Origin of the sequence: Croceicoccus bisphenolivorans (genome assembly GCF_001634625.1) — a bacterium.
In the GTDB taxonomy this organism is placed as follows: domain Bacteria; phylum Pseudomonadota; class Alphaproteobacteria; order Sphingomonadales; family Sphingomonadaceae; genus Croceicoccus; species Croceicoccus bisphenolivorans.
In genome coordinates this window covers 103,671-128,555 of the sequence record NZ_LRSE01000007.1, presented here as the reverse complement: position 1 = coordinate 128,555, position 24,885 = coordinate 103,671, and the positions used below count along the sequence as shown (strand labels likewise).

The following is a 24,885-nucleotide window of genomic DNA, read 5'->3' as shown; positions in this document are numbered from 1 at the left end:
TAGAACGGACTTATTTCAGAACCGTGGCATCGAGCACGGTCATGTTCTTGACCACGTCCGACTGGGCCGACTGGACCGCATCGGTCGATGCGATCATGCCCTTGCTGGTGAACAGGCCGCCCTTGCCCCAATTTTCCACCCAAGTCGAGATGTACTCCCGCAGGCCCGGAACGGCATCAAGGTGCTGCTTCTTGATATAGATGTAGAGCGGACGCGCACCGGGGTAAGAATTGCTGGCGATGTTGTCGTAAGTCGGCTCGACGCCATTGATGGCCAGACCGCGCAGCTTGTCGGCATTTTCTTCAAGGAAGGAATAGCCGAAAACGCCGATCGCCTGCGGGTTCGAAGCCAGCTTCTGGACGATCAGGTTATCGTTCTCGCCCTGCTCGACATACGCACCGTCGGTGCGAACTTCGGTGCAGATCTGTTCGTAACGATCCTCGTCGGTTTCCTTCAGGGCCTTGGTTGCCGCATCGGTCTTGCAGCCTTCGGTCAGGATCAGTTCGGCCAGCGCGTCGCGCGTGCCCGAAGTCGACGGCGGGCCGTAGACGAGGATCGGCTCGTTAGGCAGCGAGGGATCGATGTCCGACCAGTTCTTGGCGGTGTTCGGCTTGCCATAGGGTTCCTTGGCCAGCGCTTCGTACACCTGCTTCACGGTCAGGCCGAAGGTGGGGCCTTCCTTCGATTCGGCGATGGCGATACCGTCCTTGCCGACTTCGAGTTCGACGATTTCAGTGACGCCGTTGGCCTTGCAGGTCTCGTATTCGCTCGCCTTCATGCGGCGCGATGCATTGGCGATGTCGGGGTGCTGCGTGCCGACGCCGGCGCAGAACAGCTTCATGCCGCCGCCGGTGCCGGTCGATTCGATGATCGGCGACTTGTACTGGCCGGAATAGGCGCGGGCGAATTCTTCTGCCGCAGCCTTGGCAAAGGGATAGACGGTGGAGGAGCCGACCGCCTTGATCTGGTCGCGCGAAGCGGCCTGCTGGCCACCGCAAGCGGCTAGGGCGGCGCTGGACAATGCTGCAATGACGATCGTCTTGGTAAAGCGCATGGAATGTTCCTTTTGCGTGGATTTCTGCCGGGCGCTCTATGGCTTTGTCGTGACAAGCATATGACAGCCAGAAAGCGCCCGGTCAAAAATATAACAAATTAAATATTTCAGTGATTTATGTTCAAAACCACAGTTGCTGTGGAAACTTTTCTGCGGATCAGAAGTCGATCTGCGCCCGCGCGCCGAAGGCATCGACTCCGTATGAGGTCGCGTCGCCAGCCGTTGCGATGACCGCGTCGGAGTATTCCATCCGGCCGTAGTTCACCATGAAGCGGGTGTAATTGGTGGGCATCCAGATCAGCGACAGGGCGTAACCGTCCTGCGTGCCGCCGACGATGCCCGCGTCATTGAGATCAAGCCGGTCGTAGCGCAGGTTCACCTGCAGCGCACCCATGCCGCCCTTGTCCACCGGATTGGCAGGCTTCACACGATCGAAGATCCCGTTCTTGTAGCCGCGCGTGTCACCCCTCGTGAGGAAGTAACCGACTTCGGCAGAGGCACCGAAGAATGTCGGGTCGGCAAGGCCGGGGCGTGATACGCTCTGCCAGTGGGCTTCACCGGAGAAGTGGAGCGGGCCGCGGATTGCTGCCGCTTCAAGGCCATATCCGGTTTCCTCGGATGCGCCAGCGACGCTGGCCTTGATGAATTTCGTGCTGGTGAAGTGCACGAACGGGCGCTGGCTGTAGCTGACCGAGGAAACGTCGCCGTCGAGATCGGTATAGTGCAGCGATCCGCCGAAGTGCAGCTGGGTGTTTCCGGTCTTCGGTGCAAACACCACGCGGCCGTCCGCGCCCCACTGCTTGTTCTCGCCCGTTTCGTGGATGTTCGCGGTGAACACGCCGCCCTGTACCAGCAGGTCGCCGGCCTTGTAAGCGGCGGAAGCACCGACGCGGCGTTCGAAGCCGAAGGCGTCAGTGAACGCGGCGCGCTCCATGAACGAGATGTTGAGGCTGCTGGTCAGCTCTTCCAACGACTGGAAATTGTTCTGGTGGCCGATCGCAAGCTTCAGGCCGCCGTCTTCGTAACCGATGAATGCGTCGGCGATCTCGATTTCACTTTTGGCGAAATCAGCCTCGAACTTGTAGCTGAAGCCGCCGGGCATATCGCCCTGGACGCCAAGGCGGACGCGGCGCGCTTCGTTGCCGAAGCCGTCGTCGATATCCTTTTCCATGTCGGGAGCGGAGATCACGCCTGCATCGTACTGCAGGCGGCCGCGCGGCTTGAACGACCAGCCGCTCTTGGTCTCGATTTCCGGAGCGCCTTTCCAGCTGATCTTCGTCTCGCTCTTGGCGGCCTCTGCCGTGGCGAGAGCGGTCGACGAGGTTTCTGCTGCCGCGTCAGCTTTCGCATTTGCGGTTTCGAGCTGGGCCTCAAGCGTGTCGATACGCGACGCCATTGCCTGCATCTGCGCGCGCATCTGCTGAAGCTCTGCCTGCACGGCCGCCGCATCGGCATCCTGCGCGAACGCGGGGCTGGCCAGCCCGGCCGATGCGATCACGGCGATTGCGGAAACCCCAATTTCTGAAAACTGTGAAATCCTCATGTGGGTACGCCCTTTGTTACTATTATGTGTCCAAACAGCGACGCCAGTATGACCATGAGATGACGTTTTTGTTACAGACGTGCGGAATCGGCAGCCTAAGCACGGAAGGCCGTGTTTTCGGGCGACAAAAACTATGAGCGGACGGACTGTCCGGTTCAGGCCGGGACCGAATCCTCGACATGACGTGGCAGGCGAATCGTGACTTTCGTGCCGATGCCCTGCTTGCTGTCGATCTCCAGACGACCTCGATGTCGCTCCACGATATGCTTGACGATGGCCAGGCCAAGGCCGGTGCCGCCGACCGCGCGGCTGCGTCCCGGATCGGTGCGATAGAAGCGTCGGGTGAGGTGGGGCAGGTGTTCCGGCGCGATGCCTTCGCCGCTGTCGCTGACGCTGAATTCGAACTGGCCGTTGCTCCGCTGGATCGCCACGCGCACGGGTTCGTCGGGCGCGCCGTACTTCAGGGCATTCTCGATCAGGTTGCGGGCCAGCTGGTGCAACTGTTGTTCGTCACCGCGCACCGGCATCGGGATCTGTGCGCGTTCGAGCACGATCCGGTCCTTGCCGTGAAGCGACTGCATGCCGGAAATCACAGTCTCCAGACTGGTGCCGAGATCAAGGACGAGGGCAGGCAGGTCGTGCTTTTCCGCCTCGATCCGCGAAAGGCTCATCAGATCCTCTACCAGCGCCTGCAGTCGTTTCCCTTCGCGCGCGATCGTTTCGAGGAACCGCAGCCGCGTTTCCTGCTTCATCGGGCGGACCTGCTCCTCGACATCGGCATCGATCAGCGTTTCGACGTAACCGATGATAGAGGCGAGGGGAGTGCGCAGTTCGTGGCTGGCGTTGGCAACGAAATCGGTATGCGCACGGCTGATGTCGGCCTCTGCGGTGCGATTGACCAGTTCGATCAGCGTCTTCGAACTGTCGACGGGGCGTAGCGCCATCGCCCAGACACTGCGCGGACCGGTCAGTCCCTTGATTACGGCCTCTCCGCCCTCGTTCCTGTCCAGCAGGCGAACCGCTTCGGGGTGGCGCAGGGCGACGCGGGCATCCTGCCCCACGACATGGTTGCCCAGCACGTCGCGCGCTGCCTTGTTCGCAACGGTGATGCGGCGGTTTTCCATGACGAGGCAGGACAGGCTGAGTGGTTCGATCAGTTCGCGGATGCGATCCTGCGTGATCGTCATGCCATCGCCGCGCACCGGAGCCATTTCGGGCGCGGGGCGCGAAAGCAGGAGCGAGCCGATCCAGACCACGAATATGGCAAGCGAGAGCCAGAAGTCCCAGGTGACGAAAAGCAGCGTCAGCGAGCCGGCGAGGCCCAGCAGCAATCCACCCCATGGCAAGGAGCGTTGCATCACGGGTTCCCCTGTCGCGATTGCGCGGGACGGATCGGGCAGGGAATCACGAAAAGGCACTCCACGGCAATCGCATAAGACGCATCAACGCCGTGCGCCAGAGTCATGTGCCTGTCATATCGGGAGGTTGGTGACCCCTACGGGAATCGAACCCGTGTTTCAGCCGTGAGAGGGCGCTAAAAATCGCCCTTTTGCGCAAGCCGACGTAAACCAGCGTAAAGCGTAAATGGCCGAAATCTGCCGTTTTTGCGTCCTGCCGTAAACCAGCGTAAACGGGGGTATATTTCACGCTTATTTCACGGTTTCAGGAAACGGCACTTGGCACGGACATTGACGGAAGCGCCCCTAACGACCCGCAACGCGCGCGCGAAGCTGGGCGAGGGCTTGCACTGGCGCGGCATAGATGCGGACACGCATCTAGGTTATCGGAAGGGCAAGCGGGGCGGCGTTTGGTTGGTGCGTTGGCGGGTTTCGGGCGGCGGCTATCACCGCGACCAGCTAGGCACCGCCGACGACGCGATAAGCGAAGGCACGCTAGATTATAACGCAGCCATCCGGGCGGCGCGCGAGCGCGTGGAAGCGGCCCGGATCGAGGAACGCGCAACGGCAGATGGCGCGCCGCGCGCCGTGGCGACGGCGGTTGCCGCGTACTGCGCCGGGCGCGATGCCCGCGACAGCGCCCGCAAGGGCCGTCCAGTTCGTTCGGACGCGACGCACAAAATGGAACGATATGTGACGGGCCGCGAAGCGCGCGGACAGCGGGCAGCGGTTGAACCTTCGCCGCTGGCGGCGGTCATGTTGCACGAACTAGAGGAAGCGCACCTAATCGCGTGGCGGCAGGGATTGCCAGACAGTTTGAAGGGCGCGACGCGGCAACGGGCGATCAACGATCTAAAGGCGGCGCTCAACGCGGCATATCTGGAAAACCGGGCGCGCCTGCCCGCAACGCTGCCCGGCGTCGTCAAGGTCGGTTTGAGCGTGGCGACCGGCGGCGGCAGCGCGAGCGTTGACGATGGCGAAGCCGTGGCGCGCGACAACCAGATTTTGCCGGACGCCACCGTTGGCGCGATCATCGCGGCGGCGCGTGACGTGGACGACGCGCGGGGCATGGGCGGCGACTTTTTCCGAATGGTCATAGTGCTTGCGGCGACCGGCGCGCGCTTTTCGCAGGTTGCCCGGTTGACCGTCCGCGACTTGCAGGTTGATCGTTCGCGGTTGATGGTGCCGCCAAGCCGCAAGGGGAAGGGGCGCAAGCCGGACGCAACGCCCGTGCCTATCGGGGCGGACGTGCTGGCGGCGCTCGCCCCCGCGATCAAGGGGCGCGGGAAGGGCGAACCGCTGTTGACGCGGCAGCGCATGGAACAAGCCGCCGGTTCGATCCGCTGGGTTGCCGCCGGGCGCATGGCATGGGCGACGCCAAGCGAGCTTGTGCGCCCGTGGGCCGACATTCGGGAAGCGGTCGGGCTGGACGCCGACGTTGTGCCCTATGCTTTGCGTCATTCCAGCATCGTGCGCGGCATCCGGGCCGGGTTGCCGTTGCGGCTGGTCGCGGCGTTGCATGACACGTCCATTGCCATGATCGAAAGGCACTATGGGCGCTGGATTGCGGACGGGCTGGACGATCTGGCGGCGGCTGCTGTCGTGCCGTTGGTGCCTGCGTTGAGTTAGCGCACTGGATCAGGTTCCCTGGTAGCGTTCGCATGCTATACCGTCGCCATCGCGATCCAGTTCAGACCTATAGCCCGGCTCTGTCGCCCCAATTGGATAGGTGCCCGCTGCCTTTGCCTCGCTGCATTCAGACCAGTAATCACCGGCTTGAGGTTCGCGCGCTCTAACGAGGTGCCATTCAACTGCGAGTGCATGGAACTTAGCGCGGCTGCCCGGTTCAAGCGCCACGCTGCCAACCCCGGCGACTGAGCCAAAGAGTGCCGCCAGAATTACGATTTTCTTTGTGTCGTTGCCCAAGCGGCGGCGTGGGGTAATTCGACTGGGTTTGCGGCTTGGCTGTATCTGCTTGGTGTTGCGAGCGGTGACAGGGCTAGTTTGTTGGGCGGGGGCGGCGCTCGGAATCGGCTTCACTTTTGGCGGGCTTGTTGGCTTTTGACCGACAGGGATTGGGGCCTGTCGCCTTTGCCGCCTTTCAAGATAAGCCGGGTCGGGATTGATCGGGACGGCCTTAAAGGGCTTCTTGAAGCGCATGGCGCTTGATTAGCTCTAATGAGTTAATATCGCCTTCCTTTGGCCTACGATCAGCAAGGGGCAGCGGGCGGGCGACCATTTACCCGGCTGCCTTGTCATAAAGTGCCCCGCCCCGGCGCTTGCGGTCGCGGGCGTCCATTTCCTTCATCACTTCCCGCGCCAACGCCTTGCCGTCCTGCCCCGGCTGTTGCTTGATATGGAAAGTGTTGTTGTTCGTGGTCGCGTTGCCAGCCCCGGCGCGCGTCCATGCGCTTGCGGGCACAGGTGGCGGCGTGCGGCGTGCGGGAAGCCCCGCGCCAGCCTTGGCGGGCTTGGCGTCGTCGCCGCCGCCGAAGAAACCGCGCACGCCCCGCGCCAGATCGCCCACGACAGCCAGCTTATCCATGATCCAATCAATGAACCCGGCGGCGCTCGATTTCAGCCCGCCCCAAAGGTTGCCGAAATACTTTGTCAGCGGCTCCCAATTGGTAATGACGATGCCCAGCGGGTGAAACTTGAAAAACAAGTCCTTTAGGAACGTCCACGCCTCGCCCGCCGTGGTTTTGATCCCAGCCCAAAGGTTGCTGAAAAACGCGCTGATTGCGTCCCAATTCTGATAGATCAGCAACGCCGCCGCGCCGATGGCAATGGCGGCAAGGCCAATCGGGTTTGTGGCCATCATCAGCTTAAGCGTTGCGCCAGCAGCTTGCGCGGCTCCAAATGCAAACTTGAGCGAATTGAGGGCCACGACGCCACCGACCACTGCGCCGGTGACAGCCATGATGTTCTTGGCAAGGACGGGGTGCTCGCGCGACCAGTCCGCCGTTGCGCTGGCGATCCCGCCTATCACTGTCATTGCCTTGTTGACGGTGGGTAGCAAAACCGCGCCGATATTGACGGACGTTTCATAAGCGCGATTTTTCAGGATTTCGAATTGCGCCGACGTGGTTTCAAGCTGCGCGGCGAACTCGCGGCCCATGCTGCCGCCTGCCTTGTCGCTGTTCACAAGGTCAATTTGCTTGCGGTATTCGTCCACGCCGGAAACCAGCTTTGAAATGCTGTCGGAATGCTCAAGGCCCACCAGATCAACCAGCACGCCAAGTTGCTTTTCCTTGGGCAGTTTCCGCACGGCTTCGATAACTTGCAGGATCGTGCCTTGCGTGTCCGTCTGCATCCCCTTTTGCACGGCAGCGGCGGACAGCCCGATTTCATCCAGCGCGCCGCGAAATTTCTTCGTGCCCTTGTCGGCAGCCGCCAGCTTTTGAATGAATGCGTTTGACGCCGTGGACGCGGTTTCGCTGCGCTCGCCCAGCGATAGCAGCGTTGAACCCAGCGCCGCCATTTCGGTTGCCGAAACCTTGACCAGCCCGGCAGCGCCGCCCGTGCGGCGCAGGAAATCGACAATATCGCCACCCTTGGAAAGCGCGTTGTCGTCCAGATAGTTGATTGCGTCGCCCAGCTTTTCGATTTCCGGCACGGGCACGCCGTACAGGTTCGCAATCTTGCCCATGTTGTCGGCAAGTTCCTCGCGCGGCAGGTCCAACGCGGTCGCCATCTTCGCCGTTGTGCGCGTGAAATCAATCAGCCCGTCGCGCGCAATGCCCATGCGCGCGCCCTGCTCGACCATGCCCGCAAGTTCGTTCGTGGAAATCGGAACTTCGCGGCCCAGCAATTGAATTTCACGGCGCATGTCGTGATAAACTTGGGTCAGCTTGCCGGAACTATCCCGCGCGCCGTCAACCTGTTTGGCGACGCCAAGCATGGCTTTTTCAAAGCTGGCAGCGTGGACAATGGGCAGCCCCGCCGTCGCCGCAACCGCGCCGACCGTGGCAATGGTGCCCAGCGCCTCGCCCATCATGCCACGCCCGGCGTTGCGGGTTTCCATCGCCCGCTTGAACTTTTCCTGTTCGCGGCGGGCGCGCTCAATCCTGCCCGTCAAGGCGTCGTAACGGCGCTGCAAATGATAAATCGGCATTCCGTCCGCGTCGCGGATTGCCCGGCCCAAGCCCTTTTGCTCGCGCTCAAGATCGCGGATTGTGCCGCCGATGGCTCGCAACTTCGTTTGCGTACTGCCCAGCGCGCTTTTCAGCCCGCCGGTTACAGTGCCGCCAATCGTAATGATTGCGTTTAAACGCTGGTTAGCCATTGGCTGAAAATCCCACTTATGCCCTGCACATGGTGCACCTATCCAACACATACGGTTACAAAGCCCACGGGGCGAATTTCCGCCCATCGCGCAGCGTTTTAACGCATCGCTAGTTTGATAAGCCGGGCACGGCGCACGCCAGACGGGAGGCGGGTGGTGCTGAGCGGGAGTTGCGGAAACTGGGGTGTAAGTCCCGCGCAAGGGTCCACAAAATACCAAAGTACTGAAAATAAGCGGAAATATCGCCATTTTAGGGTGGGCGGGTGTAAGGGGTGGAGCGACTTTCCTATAATTACCCCGCTTTCCCTATGGGGCCTTTCAATCTCTAAAAGTCTTTTAAAAGGTGGTTGTACACCCACCTCCTACACAAATGTTTTAAATTCAATAATTTAAGCTGGGTGTGTGCTTACCTTGTGTACCCAACCAATCAGCGCATGCACCCACACACAACTAATTCACCTAAACCTACCGCTCGCAAAAATCTCCAAAATGCACATCCCTCGGAAATTCGCCCCGTGGGCTTTGTAACCGAGTGGCCGTTAATTGACTGCATCTAACAACACTTAGGAGGCCCTATGTTTACGGTAACTAAGGGAAATACCGAATGTTTGAGATCGAAAAGGGCGTGCCGCTTCCCGAAAAGGGAAATGTGAGGACCGGGGTTGCTAATGCACTGCGGCAGATGGAAGTTGGAGACAGCTTCGTCATTCCAACTGAAGCGACAAACAAAAACCGGCTGTCATCGGCATTCTCGCGGTTCTACATGACGAAGTGCGGCGCTGGTAAACGCTTTTCGCAACGCAAGACGCCGGATGGCTTCCGCATCTGGCGCACCGCTTAGCCAAAATAAACCGGCGGCCACGGTCGCCGGTTTATTCCCGTTATTTCGTCGGGTTGGCGCTTGCGCCGATTTCTCATGGCTTTTGATAATATTTTTGGCGGCGCTCTAATCAGAAAGGGTGCCTAGAAAACGCACGCAGATTTGATTTCACGCGGGCCAAATGTCCCCGCCTAAGATTGCCCCCGGAAGTACCTTGAACCGGGGGGATGCGCGGCGTTGCCGTGGCTCAGCAGTACGTTTAAACGCACTCAACGGTCGAATATTTGAGAATAGATGCCACCAACAACTAATAGTTGGTGGCAACAAAGAGGAAAATAGTCATACTTATGCAAAGCCAGATGAATTTTATTGATCTAAATCGCTTTGCACGCCATCTGTTGTTCAGCGGGACATTCCCCGACATTCTGAAAATCGCAGAGAGCCTTGCAGCAATGACTATTCAATCTCGTAATGCACGCAAACCAAACGCAGAGCGTTCGACGTTCTCGACGTTTCTCGACAGCGCAGCCCAACAGATCGGCTACAGTCATGTCACTGACCACGATAACAACGTGCGCGCCACAATTCAGAAGCCCGCCGCCCTCGTGGATCATGTCGCCATTGGCGATCTTGAGTTGCCCGATATTGGCAACACGAAACTTCGCGCCACTCACTTCCCGATTGGACGTGAGGCGGGCAAGAACTCGAAACTTTCGGCGGCACTGCTTGAAGCCAGCCGCGTTGCCGGAGCGGGCGCGCGCATTATTCCCGTTCCAGAAATGAACGACGGGCGCGTGGTCAACGGGGAAACGATTTTCCTCCGACAGACGATGCATTTCGACCTTATTGAAGCTGCACCTTTTGCCCCGGTGGCCGACGATGCCGACGCCCCGGATAGTGCCCTGCCGTTTTTCACCGCGCCTATCGACATTGGCGAGACGGCCAACCTTGCATTCCGCGTCAAGCTGACCCGCGCGGATCGCCGGGCTTATGAGGCGGGCTATCTTTCGGACGTGGCCCTTGCGAGTATCTGCCTTGGCATCGCCCGCGCCGCCGACAAAGTGCTACTGGATGCGATTGCCGCCACAACTCCCGCTGCGTTCAACCTTGGGGCCGCTGCGGCGTTGGGTTTCAAATTCTCGGAACTGCGCGCGCTGGTCGGGACGGCGAGCGATGGCGCATCGGTCGGGCAGGATGGCGCATTGCGCGCGTCCGGCATCCCGGCGGAGTTGACGCCTGCAATTGCCGGAACAGTAGTTGGTTCGTTCAGCCGGTCAGCCGTTGCCATTAGCGAGCGTATAAGTCTGGTCGCCGAGCGCGCGAACATCAACGGCGACTTGAACCTAACTTGCTGGGCAAACATGGAGGCATTGCTCCCGATGCCCGGCGCATTTTGGACGGTGGGAGCCTGATATGCGGCGCATCCTGTCGCTGTTCAGGCGTGAGCCGCCTGCCGCCGCTCCGGTGGATGAAACGCTCGTCGAGGTCGAACCCACCCCGCCAATTGACCCCCGCGCGCCCATCCTGCTGCCCGTCACGGTGCTGGACGCCATCGACGCGGCCCATATCACTCCTCGCTTTGGCAAGGACTATGACGAGCCGCGCTTCATAGTGGCATTTCCGGGCATAAACCCTTGGCTCTATTCGGGGGGCGACGACGGCGCGCGAAAGTTCTTTGAGCGCATATTCCCGGAACTTTCGGACGAGCAGCTTTCGAAGGCCGTTCAACGTCTTGAGTTCCGCATAGCTGCTGCCGCCACCAACTGGATTACCAACAGCCAGCAAGCCCCGCGCAGTGCCAGAATTGGCGGTGTTCAGTGGGACGACAAACCAAGGGTGATTGGCGCATGGTGACGCAGGATCAGGTAAAGCCCGCGCGACAGGCGCTAACGATCTATCTCGATGCTGATTTGGTTGCGGCTATCGACGCGGAACGCGCCAGAATTGCAGCCGAAACCGGCTTGAAAGTCGGCAAGGGGCAAATTGCCACGCGCGCGATGCGTGCAGGCTTCAAAGCCACCGCCAGACGCTAATATTTCGACCCGCGCTAACCGCTTGTGGTGTGGCGGTTGCGGGTTGAATAGGCTGCGGGGCTGGGGTTCGTTTCCATTACCCGGCTCCGCAGCCGCCACCCTCATTTATTGGTGAATCATGATTGACGACTGTGAAATTGAAAATCGTATTGACGACAGGCGCAGGGCGCTGCGGCATTTGGGCCGCGCCATTGATGAACTTGAATTGGCCGGATGCGACAGGCTGCGCGAACGGCTTGAAGCCGTGCGAAATGACCTTGCGGACATGACACCGGATAATCGCAAGCGGCGGACGTGGCGGGCCAGTTCGGCGCGCATCGGTGGCGTCGCTGATAATGACAACGCCAACGCATTTGCGCGGCGATTGGACGCTGCCGCGCGAGGTCGCGGCTAACGCACACCAACTCCAAAAATTAAGGCATCACGGCATGGACCATATCCCCGTTGCAAGGCTGGTTGACCACGCAGCCCAATTGTTTGGCATCCCCGCCGACGTAATCACCGGCCCACGCCGGACGGCGCAGATTTTCCACGCCAGATCGGCGGTTGCCCTCGCGGCCCGCGTTGCTGGTTACAGCTATCCGAAAATCGGGCAGGCTATGGGGCGCAATGTCGGTTCTGTTTTTCGTGCCTGCGAGCGCGCAGAATACACTTACCGGCGCGACCCGGAATACAAGCGCCATTGCGATATGCTCATTGGCATGGCGCGCGAATTTCAAGAGGCTTGCAATGACAATGCCCCCGAAAGCGTCGGCGGACTTCGCAGTGCCCTATGACGATTCGCGCCCGTTCTAACCGCGCGGCGTAAACCGGCGTAAATCGCCGTACACTGCCGTAATATTTCACCGTTATTTCATGGAACCGGCGGAAATCTTGCTAAGTGCTTGATTTCCTTGGTGACCCCTACGGGAATCGAACCCGTGTTTCAGCCGTGAGAGGGCCGCGTCCTGACCGCTAGACGAAGGGGCCGATCGATCCGGGGCGGACGCCGCGCGTCGCCGGGATAATGCTGCACCGTGGTGACCCCTACGGGAATCGAACCCGTGTTTCAGCCGTGAAAGGGCCGCGTCCTAACCGCTAGACGAAGGGGCCACGTCGGTGCAGGCCGGCCACTTACGGGGCGCTTCGCGGACGGTCAAGCGCGAATTGCGCTTTTGTTGCAAACAGTATGCATGGCTTCCAAAGTGCGGGATAAATCAGTCCGCAAATGCCGCGTCCTCGATGTGCAGTTCGGCTGCGGGAACCTGACCCCAGTCATCGATCCTGGCACGACCGGCCAGCCAGAACTTCCGCCCCTGCGATCCGTGGAGCAAGGTTTGCCCCATATCACTGTCCGCCGCGCGAAAGGCGATGGCCTTGAACCGGGCACCGTCCTGGCCGCTGGCGATCACGCGAACATGTCCATTGCCGGCGATGTCGACCTTGACCAGACGGACCGGGCCGACGGCAACGCGCGGTGCCGGCCAGCCGACGCCGTAGGGTCCGGCCTCTTCCAGTTGCGTGACAAGGTCGGGCTGCAATCCGCGCGGCGCCACCGATATGTCGATGATCGTGGCAAGCCCTGTTCGCGCGCGTTCGACATCGCGGGCAAGCCGCGTGTCCAGCCATTCGGCGAACGCGTCGATCCGGTCTTCCTCTATCGTCAGGCCAGCCGCCATCGCATGGCCGCCGCCCTTGACCAGCAGGCCTTCTTCCCGTGCGGCGATGATCGCGGCGCCAAGGTCCACGCCCGATACCGAGCGACCCGAACCCTTGCCTTCGCCATCGGCATCGAACGCGACGACGATCGCCGGCTTGCCCGTCTTCTCCTTGATGCGACCGGCCACGATGCCGATGACGCCGGGATGCCATCCGCGACCCGACAGGACGAGGACCGCGCGGTTGTGCTGCCCCGCGACTTGCGCTTCGGCCGCTTCCTGCACTTCGGCCTCGATCGCGCGGCGTTCCTCGTTCAGTGCGTCGAGGCGGGTTGCGATGTCCCGCACTTCTTCTCCGCCATCGCCCGTCAGCAGGCGCACGCCCAGTGTCGATTCGCCAACCCTGCCGCCAGCGTTGATTCGCGGGCCGAGGGCAAAGCCCAGATCGCTGCATTGCGGCGCGCGTTTCAGCCGGCTGACATCGATCAGGGCATTGATGCCGGCATTGCGCCGGTGGGCCATCACCTTCAGCCCTTGCGCGACGAAAGCGCGGTTGAGGCCGTGAAGCGCCGCGACATCGGCCACGGTGCCCAAGGCCACCAGATCGAGCAGGCCCATCAGGTCCGGTTCGGGCCGGTTTGCGAAATATCCCTGACTGCGCAGTGTGCGAACGATCGCGATCCCCAGAAGGAAGGCGACGCCGACCGCGGCCAGATGCCCGTATGACGCGGCCTCGTCGCTCGAATCGAGGCGATTGGGATTGACCAGCGCCGCAGCCTTGGGATTTTCCGCCGCGCACTTGTGATGATCGACCACGATCACGTCGATACCGGCATCGTGCGCCATCGCCAGCGCCTCGTGCGCCATCGCCCCGCAATCGACCGTTACGATCAGGCTGCTGCCTTCCTGCCCCAGCTTTACGAGAGCCTCACCCGACGGGCCGTAACCTTCCAGCAGGCGATCGGGGATATAGTGCGACGGATTCGACCCGAGTTCGCGCAAAAGCCGGATCAGCAGCGCGCTGCTGGTCGCCCCGTCCACGTCGTAATCGCCGTAGATCGTGACCGCTTCCCGGCTCAATACGGCCTGTGCCACCCGCTCTGCGGCCAGATCCATGTCGTGAAAGATCGACGGATCGGGCAGGAATGATCGCAGGGTCGGATTGCGGTGCCGTTCAACATCCTCCGCCGCAACGCCGCGCGCGGTGAGCAGTTGCGTCACCAGATCCCCGCCCGACATCGATCCGCCGCCCAGCGCCATGTTGCCGCCGCGCCAGCGCCACGCCTTGCCGGACAGCGATGCCGCGATGCCGCATGCGTGACCTTCGAGTTCGTTATGTCCGGGAATTGAAGCCATCTTGCGAACTTACAGGTGCATGCGGCGGGGTAAAACCCGTTCGGCTCACCGCTCCCCGCCTTTTCCCCCAGGCGGGGTGTGGTTAGCATGAACGCCATGACAGACACGCCGTCCCTGCTGATCGTCTGGCATTCGCGAACGGGAGGAGCGAGGCAGATGGCCGCTGCAGCCAGCGCCGGGGCAGGGGATGAGGCGCGCCTTCTTTATTGCGACGAAGTCACGCCCGAAGACATGCTTTCGGCGCGGGGCTATCTGTTCGTGTGCCCCGAAAATCTCGCTTCGATGAGCGGAGCGATGAAGGAATTCTTCGACCGGTGCTATTACCCCGTGCTCGGCAGGATCGAGGGCCGGGCCTATGCCACGGCCATCGCCGCCGGCTCTGACGGGGAAGGGGCGACGCGCCAGATCGACAGGATCGCCACGGGCTGGCGGCTGAAACGGGTGACCGACGCTGTAATCGTCAACTTCGGCGCGCAGACACCGGCAGAAATTCTCAAGGAAAAGACGCTTCCCGAAGACCAGTGCGAACTCTGCGCCGCTTTGGGGCAGGTGCTGGCCGAAGGGTTGGCAATGGGCATATTTTGATCGCAAGGACGGCGTAACTGCAGTCTTGAGCGATAGTGCAAATTGATCGAACAATGTAATTAACGACATTCATGTCGATAATGGATATGGTTACTGCCATAGGGACTGTACCGATGATCGGGTGTTTGCAAAAGGTCGCGCAAACGGCACAGGAAATAGAGGTCATGTCCGGCACTGTCGGAAGTGGGGTAAGGCCCGGGGATCAGCAAGAACTCACTTTCAGTCTGTGGTTTGCGGGCGGACGGCCCGACTCCGGTGCTATTGCAGATCGTCTTGAGGCGATGGGCGGCGCTAGTTTTAGCGGGCTGACAGAGATCGACGAAGCGGGCGCTTTTTCTTTCGAATACGATGGTTTTGCGATGGTCCTGTCCGGTGCAGCGCCCGGTGCTTCCGCACGAACGGGCCCACCGCAATATTTCTTCGATATCCGCAACGACGGGCTTGAGGGGACGGAGGCGATCCTGCTGGCCCCCGGCGGCGCGGCGAACGACAATGTTTCTCCGCTGGAAATGGTGCGTGGGCTTGCTGCAGCGACGCTGGCCCTGACCGGTGCCGCCCATTGCATCGCGGTCGGATGGCAGCCCGCGTCGAGTGTCATGAACTGCGATTATTTCGCGAAAGTCGCCCGCGAATGGCTGGACGGCGGGCCGTTTCCCGCACTGGGGCTGGCTTCGCTGATGGTCGAGGATGGCGACGTTCTGGTCAGCCGCGGCATGGATGCCATTTGCGGGCAGGAAATCGCGATTGCGCCGATTGCAGGTATGGCGAATGCGGACAGGGCCCGGGCAGCCATCCGTATGATCGACTATATGGCAAATCATGGCCGCATACGCGAACCGGACACGATGGAGATTGACGGGTTCGGCCTGTTCGAAGTGAATCCCGACGCTAGCGGCAAGAAAATTTACCTTTCTCGATCACCATTTGCTTAAGTCTTTCCCCCGAAGAGAATCGGAGGGGGTCAAGCAATATGACGTACATTGCCGGCGCAGCGGCAATTCGACGTTTTTCTGGTGTAAATCGTCCCGGTATGCCGGGTTTTCGTAAGGGATGGCAAAAACACCACCTCTTGCCGCGCCAGTTCTTTTCGCGTCGCTGCCTTGCGGCCATGCTTTCGTCGGTTGGTACCGCGGGGCTGTGGTTCGACGACTTCAACACCAATGGCGCGCTTCTTCCCGGAAGCGAGGCAGCTGCGTTCGAAGAGCGCCTTCCGCTGCATCGCGGGCCGCACAAGGTTTATAACGAACTGGTATTCGAAAGGGTCGGCGCAATCGAGAGGGAGTGGTCGCACATACGCAGCCGCAATGAGATGCGGGCAGCGGGTATGGCGATCTTCCGTCTCCGCATTGTGCAGCGCGGGCTTGCCCGGTGGCTGCGTGGCGACGGACAATCGCGGCTGGTTCTCAACCGTCGCGATCCGATCGGGGCTGGCGTTAACTACGGAACGCTGGATGCCATGGCAGACCAGCTATGGGGCGCGACTGCAGACAGCGCGTAACGCGCGCGGCAGATCCCGGCGCGTGCGGAAACGCGCCGGGATCTGCCGAATTTCGATCGTCAGTCTGCCCGCGCCGCGTTCGCCGCGCTTAGGATCGCGCGTACGCTGGCCGTGGCGACATCGGCGCTGATGCCGACGCCCCAGACGATCTCGCCATTTCCGGTCATGCATTCGACGTAGGCGGCCGCCTTGGCGTCGCTGCCCTTTGACAGGGCATGTTCCGAATAGTCGAGCACTTCGAGCTGCATGCCGAACGCTTCGCCCAGCGTGGCGACGACGGACGAGATCAGCCCGTTGCCCCGGCCTGAAACGGTGCGTTCCGTGCCGCCCTCCGTCACCGTGCCGGTGAAGACGCGGGTGCCATCCTTGGCGCGCTGCTCCTCGTAATCGACGAGCTGGAAATGCTGCGGGCGGGACACGTGATATTCGCTCTGGAACGCATCCCAGATGTCCGCGGCGTTCAGTTCGCGGCCCGTTTCGTCCGCCATGCGCTGTACGGCTTTGGAGAAGTGCGCCTGCATCCGCTTGGGCAGCTTCAGGCCACGGTCCTGTTCCAGAACCCACGCGAAACCGCCCTTGCCGGACTGCGAATTGACGCGGATCACCGCCTCGTAATTGCGGCCGAGATCCGCAGGGTCGATCGGCAGGTAGGGTACGCGCCAGAACTGGTCGTTCTGCGCGTCATGCGCCTCGAACCCCTTCTTGATCGCGTCCTGATGGCTGCCCGAGAACGCCGTGAAGACCAGTTCGCCGCCATAGGGGTGGCGCTGGTGCACGGGGATCTGGTTGCAGAATTCGACCGTCTCGATCACCTCGTCGATGTCCGAGAAGTCGAGGCCGGGATCGACCCCTTGCGTGTACATGTTCAGCGCAACGGTGACGAGGCAGCAGTTGCCGGTCCTCTCGCCATTGCCGAACAGGCAGCCTTCGACACGGTCGGCACCCGCCATCACGCCCAGTTCCGCCGCCGCGACGCCGGTGCCGCGATCGTTGTGGGTGTGCAGGCTGACCACCGCGCTTTCGCGGTTGGGCAGGTTGCGGCAGAAATACTCGATCTGGTCGGCATAGACATTGGGCGTCGCGCATTCGACCGTGGCGGGCAGGTTCAGGATGATCGGACGTTCGGGCGTCGGCTGCAGGATGTTCATCACCGCTTCGCAGCATTCGATGCTGAAATCGAGTTCGGCGGTGCTGAACGTTTCCGGCGAATATTCGAAGTGCCAGTCGGTGCCCGGGTACTTCGCGGCCTGGTCGCGGATAACCTTGGCGCCAGCCTCGGCAATGCCGCGCACTTCCTCCTTGCTCATCTTGAACACGATGTCGCGCCATGCGGGGCTGACCGCGTTATAGACGTGGACGATCGCCTGCTTCGCGCCTTCGAGGCTTTCGAAGCTTCGCACGATCAGGTCTTCGCGGCTTTGCGTCAGCACCTGCACCAGCACGTCGTCCGGTATGCGGTCCGAACGCACGAGGCCCTGGATGAAATCGAATTCGGTCGCGCCGGCTGCGGGGAAGCCGACCTCGATCTCTTTCAGGCCCACTTTCACCAGCTGGTCGAAGAAGCGGTTCTTCTTCACGCTGTCCATCGGATCGATGAGCGACTGGTTACCGTCGCGCATGTCGGTGGAAAGCCAGCGCGGCGGCTTCGTGATCGTGCGCGAAGGCCACTGGCGATCGGGGATGTCGATCGTGGGGAAGGGGCGGTACTTGACCGACGGATCGTTCAACATGCCCTGTCGGGGCTGTTCATGGGTCATGACGAATACTTCTTGTCTGCTGATTCAGGTGGTGCGGCTTTCTATCCCCCGGGCCGACACGCGCGGCCCGCAGGCAGCGCAAAGGTCACGCCCGGGGGCGTGTAAGTCGAAGCAGCAGGCCAAGGCCGGGGTGCAGGCGCATCACAGTCATTACGAAACCGGCTATGATCCACGCGCGCGGCAATGTCCAGACCTGATTCGGGCCTTGCGCGCGGCTCTTGTCAGAAGCAGTCGACGCCGGTGATCGTGCCGCTCGCGTCGGTAAAGACGTTGAGGCGGCCCGGATTGAGATCTTCGGTATAGGCCGTGTCAGGCGCGATCACGCGCAGCCTTGCGACTGCCAACTTTTCCAGCACTTCCTCGATCGCCGCGCTCATCGTCTGGCCGACATAGGCCGAGGCACGGTCCGCACCGCAGCTTTCGGGCATGATGCCATAACAGTTCGATCCCGCCGGCCGATCGGCATCGGCCCATGACGGGCACTGCGCAGGCGGCACCCATTCGGCATCGGCAAAGTCCGGCACGGCCGGCGATGGCGTGCCCGCCGGGGCGTCGCCCGCACGCTCCCCGGACGAACAGGCCGCAAGGGCCAGCAGCGCGGGGAGCGCGAGGCGCATCACGAAGCCAGTTCGAAGGCGGACGTGATGTCCAGTTCGACTTCGTCGCTTACCATGGGAATGCCCATGTTGACGCCAAAGGTGCTGCGCTTCAGCGTGGCGCGACCTTCGAAGCCGACGGTCTGCTTGCCGCTCATCGGTGCAGGACCCGCGCCGGTAAACTTCGCGGCGATGGCGACAGGCGCCGTCACGCCATTGAGCGTCAGGTCACCGACGATCATCGCCGAGTTCGTACCGGTAGGCGTGACCATCGTGGAGATGAAGCGGGCAGGGGCCGGTGCGGGGCCGAAGAAATCGGGTTTCCCGCCATCCTTGCCTGCGCGCAGCAGGTGTTCGGTGAGCCCCGCGCTTGCGGTCGTCACGGCCGCGACGGGGATCGTCACATCGACTTTTGCAGAGGCGAGGTCAGCCGGATCGAGTTCGAGCGTGCCCGAAATATCGCCGAAAATACCGAAATAGTCGTTGAAGCCCAGATGGTTCACACGCCATCCTACCAGAGTGTGTGCGGCATCGGCGGTGTAGGACCCCGCCTGTACAAGCGAGGCATCGGCGCGGCCCAGTTGCATCTTCGGCGCTTCCTGTGCCGTTGGCGCTGTGGCGGGGACAGCAAGGCAGGCGGCGGCAAGCAGGGCTTTCGTGGCGGTGCGCATCGATCGGGTCTCCGAAGATAGAATCGCGCGCGAAGCTAACGAAAAAGGCCCACGCATCAAGTGCATGATGCGCGGGCCCCGTTTCGTTATCGCGTCGCGCCGTGGCGCGATGGGATCAGTTCTTTTCCTTGTCGACCAGCGCATTCGCACCGATCCACGGCATCATCGCACGAAGCTTGGCGCCGGTTTCCTCGATCTGGTGGCGCTGGGCCGCCTTGCGCGAAGCCTTCAGTTCCGGCTGGCCGGCGCGGTTGTCGAGGACGAAGTCCTTCACGAAGCGGCCCGACTGGATGTCTTCCAGAACGCGCTTCATTTCCTTCTTCGTTTCAGCCGTGATGATGCGCGGGCCGGTCTTGATGTCGCCGTATTCGGCGGTGTTCGAGATCGAGTAGCGCATGTTGGCGATGCCGCCTTCATACATCAGGTCAACGATCAGCTTCAGTTCGTGGAGGCATTCGAAGTAGGCCATTTCCGGTGCGTAGCCAGCTTCGACCAGCGTTTCGAAACCGGCCTGCACCAGCGCGGTCGCGCCGCCGCAAAGCACGGCCTGCTCACCGAACAGGTCGGTTTCGCATTCCTCGCGGAAGTTGGTTTCGATGATGCCCGAACGGCCACCGCCAACGGCGCTGGCATAGGCAAGCGCGACGTCATGGGCATTGCCGCTGGCGTCGTTTTCAACCGCGATCAGGCAGGGCACGCCGCCGCCACGCTGGTATTCGCTGCGCACGGTGTGGCCCGGACCCTTCGGCGCGATCATGATCACGTCGATGTCCTTCGGCGCTTCGATCAGGCCGAAGTGGACGTTCAGGCCATGCGCGAAGGCAAGAGCCGAACCCGGCTTCATGCGGCCGGCGATGTCGTCGTTGTAGATCGCCGCCTGATGTTCGTCAGGGGCGAGGATCATGATGATGTCGGCCCACTCGGCAGCTTCCGAGTTGGTCATGACCTTGAAGCCTGCGCCTTCGGCCTTCTTGCGCGTGGACGAACCTTCGCGAAGCGCGATGGCGACATTGGCAACGCCGCTGTCGCGCAGGTTCTGTGCGTGGGCATGGCCCTGCGAGCCATAGCCGACGATGGCGATCTTCTTGTCCTTGACCAGGTTCAGGTCGCAGTCGGCGTCGTAATAGACTTTCACTTCAGTTCCCCTTGGCTCTTGGCCTGCTGATATGGCTTGGCCGCCGGATTACGCAGCGGCGCATAGCTGTGTTGGATGGTTGCTTCAAATGTATCGTTTGGAACGAATTCGGACCCGGTTATGCCCCGTTCACACCGCGCATCATGCCCACGATGCCCGTGCGGCCCACTTCGACAAGGCCGAGTTCACGCATCAGGGCGACGAATGCGTCGATCTTTTCCGGAGTGCCGGTGATCTCGAAAATGAAACTCCCGGTTGTGGAATCGACCACCTTGGCGCGGTAGACGTCGGCAAGGCGCAGCGCCTCTACCCGGTTGTCGCCCTTTCCGGCCACTTTCACCAGAGCCAGTTCGCGCTCCACATGCGGGCCGAGTTCGGTGAGGTCGGCAACCTTGTGAACCGGGATCAGCCGTTCCAGCTGCGCATGGATCTGGTCGATCACTTCCTGCGGACCGTGGGTAACGATGGTGATCCGGCTGACGTTGTGGTTTTCCGAGATGTCGGCAACCGTCAGCGAATCGATATTGTACCCGCGCGCGGTGAAAAGTCCGGCGATCTTGGCCAGAATGCCGCTTTCGTTGTCGACGGTGATGGCAAGAACGTGTCGTTCCTGCTCGCGGTGCTGGATATGCATCAGACGGACGCCTTCGCTTCGGCCGTGACTTCGCGCTGCGTGTCGTCGCCATAGAGGATCATGTCGGTGTGGGCCGCGCCCGAACGGAACATCGGCAGGCAATTGGCAAGCTTCGCCACGCGGCAATCGACGATGACGGGGCCGTCATGTTCGATCATCGCCTGAATGCCGGCGTCCAGATCGTCCAGATTGTCGATCTGGATACCCTTCCAGCCATAAGCTTCCGCCAGCTTCACGAAATCGGGCAGCGCGTCGCTGTACGAATTCGAATAGCGCGATTCATAGGTCAGTTCCTGCCACTGGCGGACCATGCCCATGTATTCGTTGTTGAGGATGAAAACCTTGACCGGCAGGCGGTACTGGCTTGCCGTGCCCAGTTCCTGAATGTTCATCTGGATCGAGGCTTCGCCCGCGATGTCGATCACCAGCGCTTCGGGATTGCCAAGCTGCGCACCGATGGCCGCGGGCAGGCCGTAGCCCATGGTGCCCAAACCGCCGCTCGTCAGCCACTTGTTGGGGCCGAAGAAGTGGAAGTGCTGCGCCGCCCACATCTGGTGCTGGCCGACTTCGGTGGTGATGATCGGATCGCGGTCTTTGGTGAGTTCATACAGCCGCTCGATCGCGAACTGCGGCATGATCTCTTCCTCGGACCGCGGATAGGCAAGCGAGTTGCGCGCGCGCCAGCCGTCGATCCGGTGGTACCATTCCGAAAGGTTCTGCGCAGTTGCGCCGGTCGTCTTCCACTCGTCGATCATCTGGCGCAGCACAGTGGCGCAATCGCCGATGATCGGCAGATCGACGCGGACTGTCTTGTTGATCGAGGAACGGTCGATGTCGATGTGGATCTTCTTCGCGTCGGGCGCGAAATCCTCGACCCGGCCGGTGACGCGGTCGTCGAAGCGCGCGCCGATGGCGACGACCAGATCGGACCGGTTCATCGTCATGTTGGCTTCATAGGTGCCATGCATGCCCAGCATACCCAGCCACGCCTTGTCATGCGCGGGATAGGCGCCAAGGCCCATTAGCGTGCTGGTGACGGGCGCACCGGTCAGCGCCTGCAGCTCGCGCAGCAGTTCGGATGCTTCCGGCCCCGAATTGATGACGCCGCCGCCGCTGTAGAGGACAGGCGCCTTGGCCGCCGCGATCAGGCGAACGGCTTCGGCGATCGCCTCGTCCGCGCCGGTCGATGGCGGGGTGTAGCGGCTCGGCTTGTCGATCGCCTGAACAGGCGCGCTAGCGACCTGAACGTCCTTGGGAATGTCGATGACGACGGGGCCGGGGCGGCCGGTGGTCGCGATCTGGAACGCCTCGGCAATGGTCGCGGCCAGTTCCGACGGGTCCTTCACAAGATAGTTGTGCTTCGTGCAGTGCCGCGTGATGCCGATGGTGTCGGCTTCCTGAAACGCGTCGGTGCCGATCATCGCAGTCGCGACCTGACCGGTCAGGACGACCATCGGGATCGAATCCATGAAGGCATCGGCGATGCCGGTAACCGCATTCGTCGCGCCGGGGCCACTGGTGACGAGGACGACACCGGGCTTGCCGGTCGAACGGGCGTAACCTTCGGCGGCATGGGCCGCACCGGCTTCATGCCGGACGAGGACATGGCGGATGCGGTTGTCGGAAAACAGGGCATCGTAAATGGGCAGTACCGCACCACCGGGATAGCCGAAGACCACTTCGACCCCCTGTTCGGCCAGGCTGTCCATCAAGATGTCGGCGCCGCTGCGCTCGGTCACTGTCGTTCTCCGTTTCTGTTGGCTGACGGGCCAAGAAAATGGGCCCGAGTGTCGTGCACCCGGGCCTCTCTCTCCCAACCCAATTCGAAGGGCGGACTAGGCGACATGGAATATCATGTCAACCTTAGTTTTCGTAATAATATTTCAACAACGACCCCATTTGAGACATTTTCAGCGTAGAACCGGTTCCAATCAACCGGCGGCTGATGGCGAAACCACGTGTATTGCCGTTTCGCATAGCGGCGAGTCGCGGCCGATCCGCGCGAACAGGCCTCTGCCGCATCGTATTTGCCAAGGAGCATTCCGGCGATCTCGGGCACGCCGATGGCGCGCATGACCGGAAGGTCGGGATCGAGATTGCGGGCAAGCAGCGCGCGCACTTCGTCGACGGCGCCGTACTGCAGCATCAGGGCAAAGCGCCGGTCGCACTTGTCGTACAATGCCTCCCGCTCCGGCATGAGGATGGCGGCGGCCAGATCAATCTCCCCGCCGATCCCGCCTTCCATGTGCGCGTGCCAGTGGGCCAGCGGTTGCCCCGTGCTGCGCACCACTTCCAGCGCGCGGGCAACGCGGGTTGTATCCGCTGGATTGAGACGATTGGCAGAGGCGGGGTCCTCTACTGTTAGAGCCGCATGCGCCGCCGCAACCGGCATGGCGCGGACAGCCTCGCGGACCTGCGGATCGATGGCGGGGATGGGGGCAATGCCGTCGATCAGGGTGCGCAAGTAAAGGCCCGTCCCGCCAACGAGGATCGGCAGTCGTCCCGCGCCATGGGCTTGCGCGATTTCCTGTTTCGCGCGCGCGGCCCAATCGGCGGCGGAACATGGCTCCGCTCCGTCCCATGCTCCGAACAGGACATGGGGCACGCCGCGCATCTCGTCATCGTCGGGCCGGGCCGAAAGCACGCGCAGATCGCGATAGACCTGCGCGCTGTCCGCATTGATCACGGTTGCCGGCAAACCGCACTTTTCGGCAGCGAGTGCCAGATCGACCGCCAGATCGCTCTTGCCGCTTGCTGTCGGCCCTGCAATGAGCGCGACCCGAGGCTTTTCGTCGCCAGGACCCCGTTCGTCGTTCAAGGAGATTTCGTCCGTGCTCATCGCCCGGCTGATAGCAGACCCCACACGCATGGAAACCGCGCTCGAACGGGCGGGCGGCATGTTGGCGGAAAAAGGCTGGGCGCTTGCCGGCGCGCAGATGCTGGAGTTCTGCGGCGACGTGCTGGAAATCGACTTCGCGGCAAAGAGCGGGGAGGGGGCGAACCCGGCGGACGTGCGGGCGATCCTCGATACCTGTTTCAGCCCTTGCGACCTGCTGATGAGCGAGGGCGAGATCGCCGTGCCGCAGCTGTTCGTCTCCGACATGGATTCGACCATGATCGGACAGGAATGCATCGACGAACTGGCCGATTTTGCGGGCCTGAAGGAAAAGATCGCCGACATCACCGAACGTGCGATGCAGGGCGAACTGGACTTTGTCAGCGCGCTTACCGAACGTGTCGGACTTCTGGCGGGACTTGAAGAAAGTGCCATAAACCGTTGTCTTGACGAACGTATCCGCCCGATGCCGGGTGCGCGCACACTGGTCGAGACACTTAAGAGCCGTGGCTGCCGTACCGTGCTGGTAACGGGCGGGTTCCATTCATTCGCCGATCCGGTGGCCGATATGCTGGGCTTCGAACGCGTCGTCGGCAACGTGCTCGGCGTCGCGGATGGCAGGCTGACGGGCAAGCTGGCGGCAGCTATCGTCGGCAGCGGCACGAAGCTTGCAACCTTGGAGGAGGAAATGGCGCGACTGGGCAGCGGCGCGCTCAGCCTCGCGACCGGCGACGGCGCGAACGATATCCCGATGATCGAGGCGGCGGACTTCGGCGTAGCCTATTACGCCAAGCCGAAGGCGAAAGCGGCGGCTAACGGTTTCGTCGATCGGGGGGACCTGACCAGCGTGCTGAAACTGCTGGGCGTGCCGCGGGGTGAATGGGTGGAGTAAAGGGGCAATCCTTGAAATGCAGGTACACGGGCTGCTGCTTAACTGCCTGTAATGCCTATTTGATCAACGTATGTCGCCCTGCAGCCTTGGAAGGTTGCTGATCTTATGGGATACTGCTGCTTCCGGCGCGCCGTTGGGGCGAGCGAGCAGGAGATC

At 61.8% G+C, this 24,885-nt stretch carries 23 protein-coding genes and 3 tRNA genes; 10 read left to right on the top strand and 16 right to left on the bottom strand.

Annotated features, from left to right (window positions below; genetic code table 11):
* Positions 1-10 precede the first annotated feature (10 nt).
* The 4 genes from A7A77_RS09790 to A7A77_RS17845 form a co-directional block, all read right to left on the bottom strand.
* Positions 11-1,054, bottom strand: a complete 1,044-nt coding sequence (locus A7A77_RS09790) for a substrate-binding domain-containing protein (RefSeq protein ID WP_066556933.1) — start codon at positions 1,052-1,054, stop codon at positions 11-13.
* A 157-nt stretch (positions 1,055-1,211) separates the two neighbouring features.
* Positions 1,212-2,597 (bottom strand): OprO/OprP family phosphate-selective porin, encoded by a 1,386-nt coding sequence (locus A7A77_RS09785; protein WP_066556925.1) that lies wholly within the window; start codon positions 2,595-2,597, stop codon positions 1,212-1,214.
* Positions 2,598-2,752: 155 nt separating this feature from the next.
* A complete protein-coding gene (locus A7A77_RS09780; RefSeq protein WP_066557152.1) occupies positions 2,753-3,955 on the bottom strand; it encodes a sensor histidine kinase in 1,203 nt (400 codons plus the stop codon).
* 128 nt (positions 3,956-4,083) lie between these two features.
* Positions 4,084-4,157, bottom strand: a tRNA-Glu gene (locus A7A77_RS17845).
* 116 nt (positions 4,158-4,273) lie between these two features.
* Between A7A77_RS17845 and A7A77_RS09775 the strand changes: the two genes are divergently transcribed.
* Positions 4,274-5,623 (top strand): tyrosine-type recombinase/integrase, encoded by a 1,350-nt coding sequence (locus tag A7A77_RS09775; protein ID WP_066556922.1) that lies wholly within the window; start codon positions 4,274-4,276, stop codon positions 5,621-5,623.
* Positions 5,624-5,632: 9 nt separating this feature from the next.
* Here the strand turns inward: A7A77_RS09775 and A7A77_RS18535 are convergent, their stop codons facing one another.
* Both A7A77_RS18535 and A7A77_RS09770 read right to left on the bottom strand, forming a co-directional pair.
* On the bottom strand, positions 5,633-6,154 hold the full coding sequence (locus A7A77_RS18535) for an excalibur calcium-binding domain-containing protein (RefSeq protein ID WP_082836037.1): 522 nt from the start codon (positions 6,152-6,154) through the stop codon (positions 5,633-5,635).
* A gap of 79 nt (positions 6,155-6,233) precedes the next feature.
* A complete protein-coding gene (locus A7A77_RS09770; RefSeq protein ID WP_066556917.1) occupies positions 6,234-8,279 on the bottom strand; it encodes a phage tail tape measure protein in 2,046 nt (681 codons plus the stop codon).
* A 604-nt stretch (positions 8,280-8,883) separates the two neighbouring features.
* Between A7A77_RS09770 and A7A77_RS09765 the strand changes: the two genes are divergently transcribed.
* The 5 genes from A7A77_RS09765 (at position 8,884) to A7A77_RS09740 (ending at position 11,908) form a co-directional block, all read left to right on the top strand.
* Positions 8,884-9,120 carry a hypothetical protein gene (locus A7A77_RS09765; protein WP_066556914.1) on the top strand — a complete coding sequence of 79 codons (237 nt, stop codon included), beginning with the start codon at positions 8,884-8,886 and terminating at the stop codon, positions 9,118-9,120.
* A gap of 338 nt (positions 9,121-9,458) precedes the next feature.
* The gene (locus tag A7A77_RS09760) at positions 9,459-10,511 is read left to right on the top strand and encodes a hypothetical protein (RefSeq protein ID WP_082836035.1); all 1,053 of its coding nucleotides are present in this window, start codon (positions 9,459-9,461) and stop codon (positions 10,509-10,511) included.
* 1 nt (position 10,512) lies between these two features.
* A complete protein-coding gene (locus A7A77_RS09755) occupies positions 10,513-10,953 on the top strand; it encodes a hypothetical protein (protein ID WP_066556912.1) in 441 nt (146 codons plus the stop codon).
* A complete protein-coding gene (locus A7A77_RS09750; RefSeq protein WP_066556910.1) occupies positions 10,947-11,132 on the top strand; it encodes a hypothetical protein in 186 nt (61 codons plus the stop codon). The genes A7A77_RS09755 and A7A77_RS09750 overlap by 7 nt, the downstream gene beginning before the upstream one ends.
* 428 nt (positions 11,133-11,560) lie before the next feature.
* The gene (locus A7A77_RS09740; protein ID WP_066556905.1) at positions 11,561-11,908 is read left to right on the top strand and encodes a helix-turn-helix domain-containing protein; all 348 of its coding nucleotides are present in this window, start codon (positions 11,561-11,563) and stop codon (positions 11,906-11,908) included.
* A gap of 118 nt (positions 11,909-12,026) precedes the next feature.
* Here A7A77_RS09740 and A7A77_RS09735 read toward each other — a convergent pair.
* From A7A77_RS09735 to recJ, 3 genes are all read right to left on the bottom strand, one after another.
* A tRNA-Glu gene (locus tag A7A77_RS09735) sits at positions 12,027-12,101 on the bottom strand.
* A 48-nt stretch (positions 12,102-12,149) separates the two neighbouring features.
* A tRNA-Glu gene (locus A7A77_RS09730) sits at positions 12,150-12,224 on the bottom strand.
* 104 nt (positions 12,225-12,328) lie between these two features.
* Entirely contained in the window at positions 12,329-14,125 is a 1,797-nt protein-coding gene (gene recJ, locus A7A77_RS09725) for a single-stranded-DNA-specific exonuclease RecJ (RefSeq protein ID WP_425388560.1), read from the bottom strand.
* A 96-nt stretch (positions 14,126-14,221) separates the two neighbouring features.
* On the opposite strand from recJ, the gene A7A77_RS09720 reads away from it, so the two are divergent.
* From A7A77_RS09720 to A7A77_RS09710, 3 genes are all read left to right on the top strand, one after another.
* Positions 14,222-14,710 carry a flavodoxin family protein gene (locus tag A7A77_RS09720; protein ID WP_066557144.1) on the top strand — a complete coding sequence of 163 codons (489 nt, stop codon included), beginning with the start codon at positions 14,222-14,224 and terminating at the stop codon, positions 14,708-14,710.
* A gap of 281 nt (positions 14,711-14,991) precedes the next feature.
* Positions 14,992-15,642 carry a hypothetical protein gene (locus tag A7A77_RS09715; protein ID WP_066556902.1) on the top strand — a complete coding sequence of 217 codons (651 nt, stop codon included), beginning with the start codon at positions 14,992-14,994 and terminating at the stop codon, positions 15,640-15,642.
* A 98-nt stretch (positions 15,643-15,740) separates the two neighbouring features.
* Positions 15,741-16,208 carry an AHH domain-containing protein gene (locus A7A77_RS09710; RefSeq protein ID WP_066556898.1) on the top strand — a complete coding sequence of 156 codons (468 nt, stop codon included), beginning with the start codon at positions 15,741-15,743 and terminating at the stop codon, positions 16,206-16,208.
* A gap of 59 nt (positions 16,209-16,267) precedes the next feature.
* Here the strand turns inward: A7A77_RS09710 and leuA are convergent, their stop codons facing one another.
* The 7 genes from leuA to miaA all read right to left on the bottom strand — a co-directional run bounded on the left by leuA (position 16,268) and on the right by miaA (position 23,840).
* The gene (gene leuA / locus A7A77_RS09705) at positions 16,268-17,965 is read right to left on the bottom strand and encodes a 2-isopropylmalate synthase (protein WP_245638443.1); all 1,698 of its coding nucleotides are present in this window, start codon (positions 17,963-17,965) and stop codon (positions 16,268-16,270) included.
* A 221-nt stretch (positions 17,966-18,186) separates the two neighbouring features.
* Positions 18,187-18,582: an I78 family peptidase inhibitor gene (locus A7A77_RS09700; RefSeq protein WP_066556894.1), complete on the bottom strand. Its 396-nt coding sequence runs from the start codon at positions 18,580-18,582 to the stop codon at positions 18,187-18,189.
* Positions 18,582-19,232, bottom strand: a complete 651-nt coding sequence (locus A7A77_RS09695; RefSeq protein ID WP_066556892.1) for a YceI family protein — start codon at positions 19,230-19,232, stop codon at positions 18,582-18,584. The genes A7A77_RS09700 and A7A77_RS09695 overlap by 1 nt, the downstream gene beginning before the upstream one ends.
* Before the next feature lie 115 nt (positions 19,233-19,347).
* Positions 19,348-20,367, bottom strand: coding sequence for a ketol-acid reductoisomerase (ilvC, locus tag A7A77_RS09690; protein WP_066556887.1), 1,020 nt, complete (start codon positions 20,365-20,367; stop codon positions 19,348-19,350).
* A gap of 118 nt (positions 20,368-20,485) precedes the next feature.
* Positions 20,486-21,001, bottom strand: coding sequence for an acetolactate synthase small subunit (ilvN, locus tag A7A77_RS09685; RefSeq protein ID WP_066556884.1), 516 nt, complete (start codon positions 20,999-21,001; stop codon positions 20,486-20,488).
* Positions 21,001-22,710 (bottom strand): biosynthetic-type acetolactate synthase large subunit, encoded by a 1,710-nt coding sequence (gene ilvB, locus A7A77_RS09680; RefSeq protein ID WP_066557141.1) that lies wholly within the window; start codon positions 22,708-22,710, stop codon positions 21,001-21,003. Before ilvB ends, ilvN begins: the two co-directional genes overlap by 1 nt.
* Positions 22,711-22,853: 143 nt before the next feature.
* Positions 22,854-23,840: a tRNA (adenosine(37)-N6)-dimethylallyltransferase MiaA gene (miaA, locus tag A7A77_RS09675; protein ID WP_066556880.1), complete on the bottom strand. Its 987-nt coding sequence runs from the start codon at positions 23,838-23,840 to the stop codon at positions 22,854-22,856.
* Between miaA and serB the strand changes: the two genes are divergently transcribed.
* Positions 23,833-24,729 (top strand): phosphoserine phosphatase SerB, encoded by an 897-nt coding sequence (serB, locus tag A7A77_RS09670; protein WP_066556878.1) that lies wholly within the window; start codon positions 23,833-23,835, stop codon positions 24,727-24,729. The two genes, miaA and serB, sit on opposite strands and share 8 nt — an antisense overlap.
* Positions 24,730-24,885: the final 156 nt, after the last annotated feature.

Excerpts from the sequence above, each read along its gene's own strand:
- A7A77_RS09760 (WP_082836035.1), top strand. The coding sequence starts at position 9,459 with ATGAATTTTATTGATCTAAATCGCTTTGCACGCCATCTGTTGTTCAGC.
- A7A77_RS09765 (WP_066556914.1), top strand. The coding sequence starts at position 8,884 with ATGTTTGAGATCGAAAAGGGCGTGCCGCTTCCCGAAAAGGGAAATGTG.
- A7A77_RS09720 (WP_066557144.1), top strand. The coding sequence starts at position 14,222 with ATGACAGACACGCCGTCCCTGCTGATCGTCTGGCATTCGCGAACGGGA.
- A7A77_RS09700 (WP_066556894.1), bottom strand. The coding sequence starts at position 18,582 with ATGCGCCTCGCGCTCCCCGCGCTGCTGGCCCTTGCGGCCTGTTCGTCC.
- A7A77_RS09740 (WP_066556905.1), top strand. The coding sequence starts at position 11,561 with ATGGACCATATCCCCGTTGCAAGGCTGGTTGACCACGCAGCCCAATTG.
- A7A77_RS09790 (WP_066556933.1), bottom strand. The coding sequence starts at position 1,054 with ATGCGCTTTACCAAGACGATCGTCATTGCAGCATTGTCCAGCGCCGCC.
- leuA (WP_245638443.1), bottom strand. The coding sequence starts at position 17,965 with ATGACCCATGAACAGCCCCGACAGGGCATGTTGAACGATCCGTCGGTC.
- A7A77_RS09770 (WP_066556917.1), bottom strand. The coding sequence starts at position 8,279 with ATGGCTAACCAGCGTTTAAACGCAATCATTACGATTGGCGGCACTGTA.
- miaA (WP_066556880.1), bottom strand. The coding sequence starts at position 23,840 with ATGAGCACGGACGAAATCTCCTTGAACGACGAACGGGGTCCTGGCGAC.
- A7A77_RS09715 (WP_066556902.1), top strand. The coding sequence starts at position 14,992 with ATGGGCGGCGCTAGTTTTAGCGGGCTGACAGAGATCGACGAAGCGGGC.
- A7A77_RS09780 (WP_066557152.1), bottom strand. The coding sequence starts at position 3,955 with ATGCAACGCTCCTTGCCATGGGGTGGATTGCTGCTGGGCCTCGCCGGC.
- ilvB (WP_066557141.1), bottom strand. The coding sequence starts at position 22,710 with ATGGACAGCCTGGCCGAACAGGGGGTCGAAGTGGTCTTCGGCTATCCC.
- A7A77_RS09695 (WP_066556892.1), bottom strand. The coding sequence starts at position 19,232 with ATGCGCACCGCCACGAAAGCCCTGCTTGCCGCCGCCTGCCTTGCTGTC.
- recJ (WP_425388560.1), bottom strand. The coding sequence starts at position 14,125 with ATGGCTTCAATTCCCGGACATAACGAACTCGAAGGTCACGCATGCGGC.
- A7A77_RS09755 (WP_066556912.1), top strand. The coding sequence starts at position 10,513 with ATGCGGCGCATCCTGTCGCTGTTCAGGCGTGAGCCGCCTGCCGCCGCT.
- A7A77_RS09785 (WP_066556925.1), bottom strand. The coding sequence starts at position 2,597 with ATGAGGATTTCACAGTTTTCAGAAATTGGGGTTTCCGCAATCGCCGTG.
- A7A77_RS09710 (WP_066556898.1), top strand. The coding sequence starts at position 15,741 with ATGCCGGGTTTTCGTAAGGGATGGCAAAAACACCACCTCTTGCCGCGC.
- A7A77_RS18535 (WP_082836037.1), bottom strand. The coding sequence starts at position 6,154 with ATGCGCTTCAAGAAGCCCTTTAAGGCCGTCCCGATCAATCCCGACCCG.
- A7A77_RS09750 (WP_066556910.1), top strand. The coding sequence starts at position 10,947 with ATGGTGACGCAGGATCAGGTAAAGCCCGCGCGACAGGCGCTAACGATC.
- ilvN (WP_066556884.1), bottom strand. The coding sequence starts at position 21,001 with ATGCATATCCAGCACCGCGAGCAGGAACGACACGTTCTTGCCATCACC.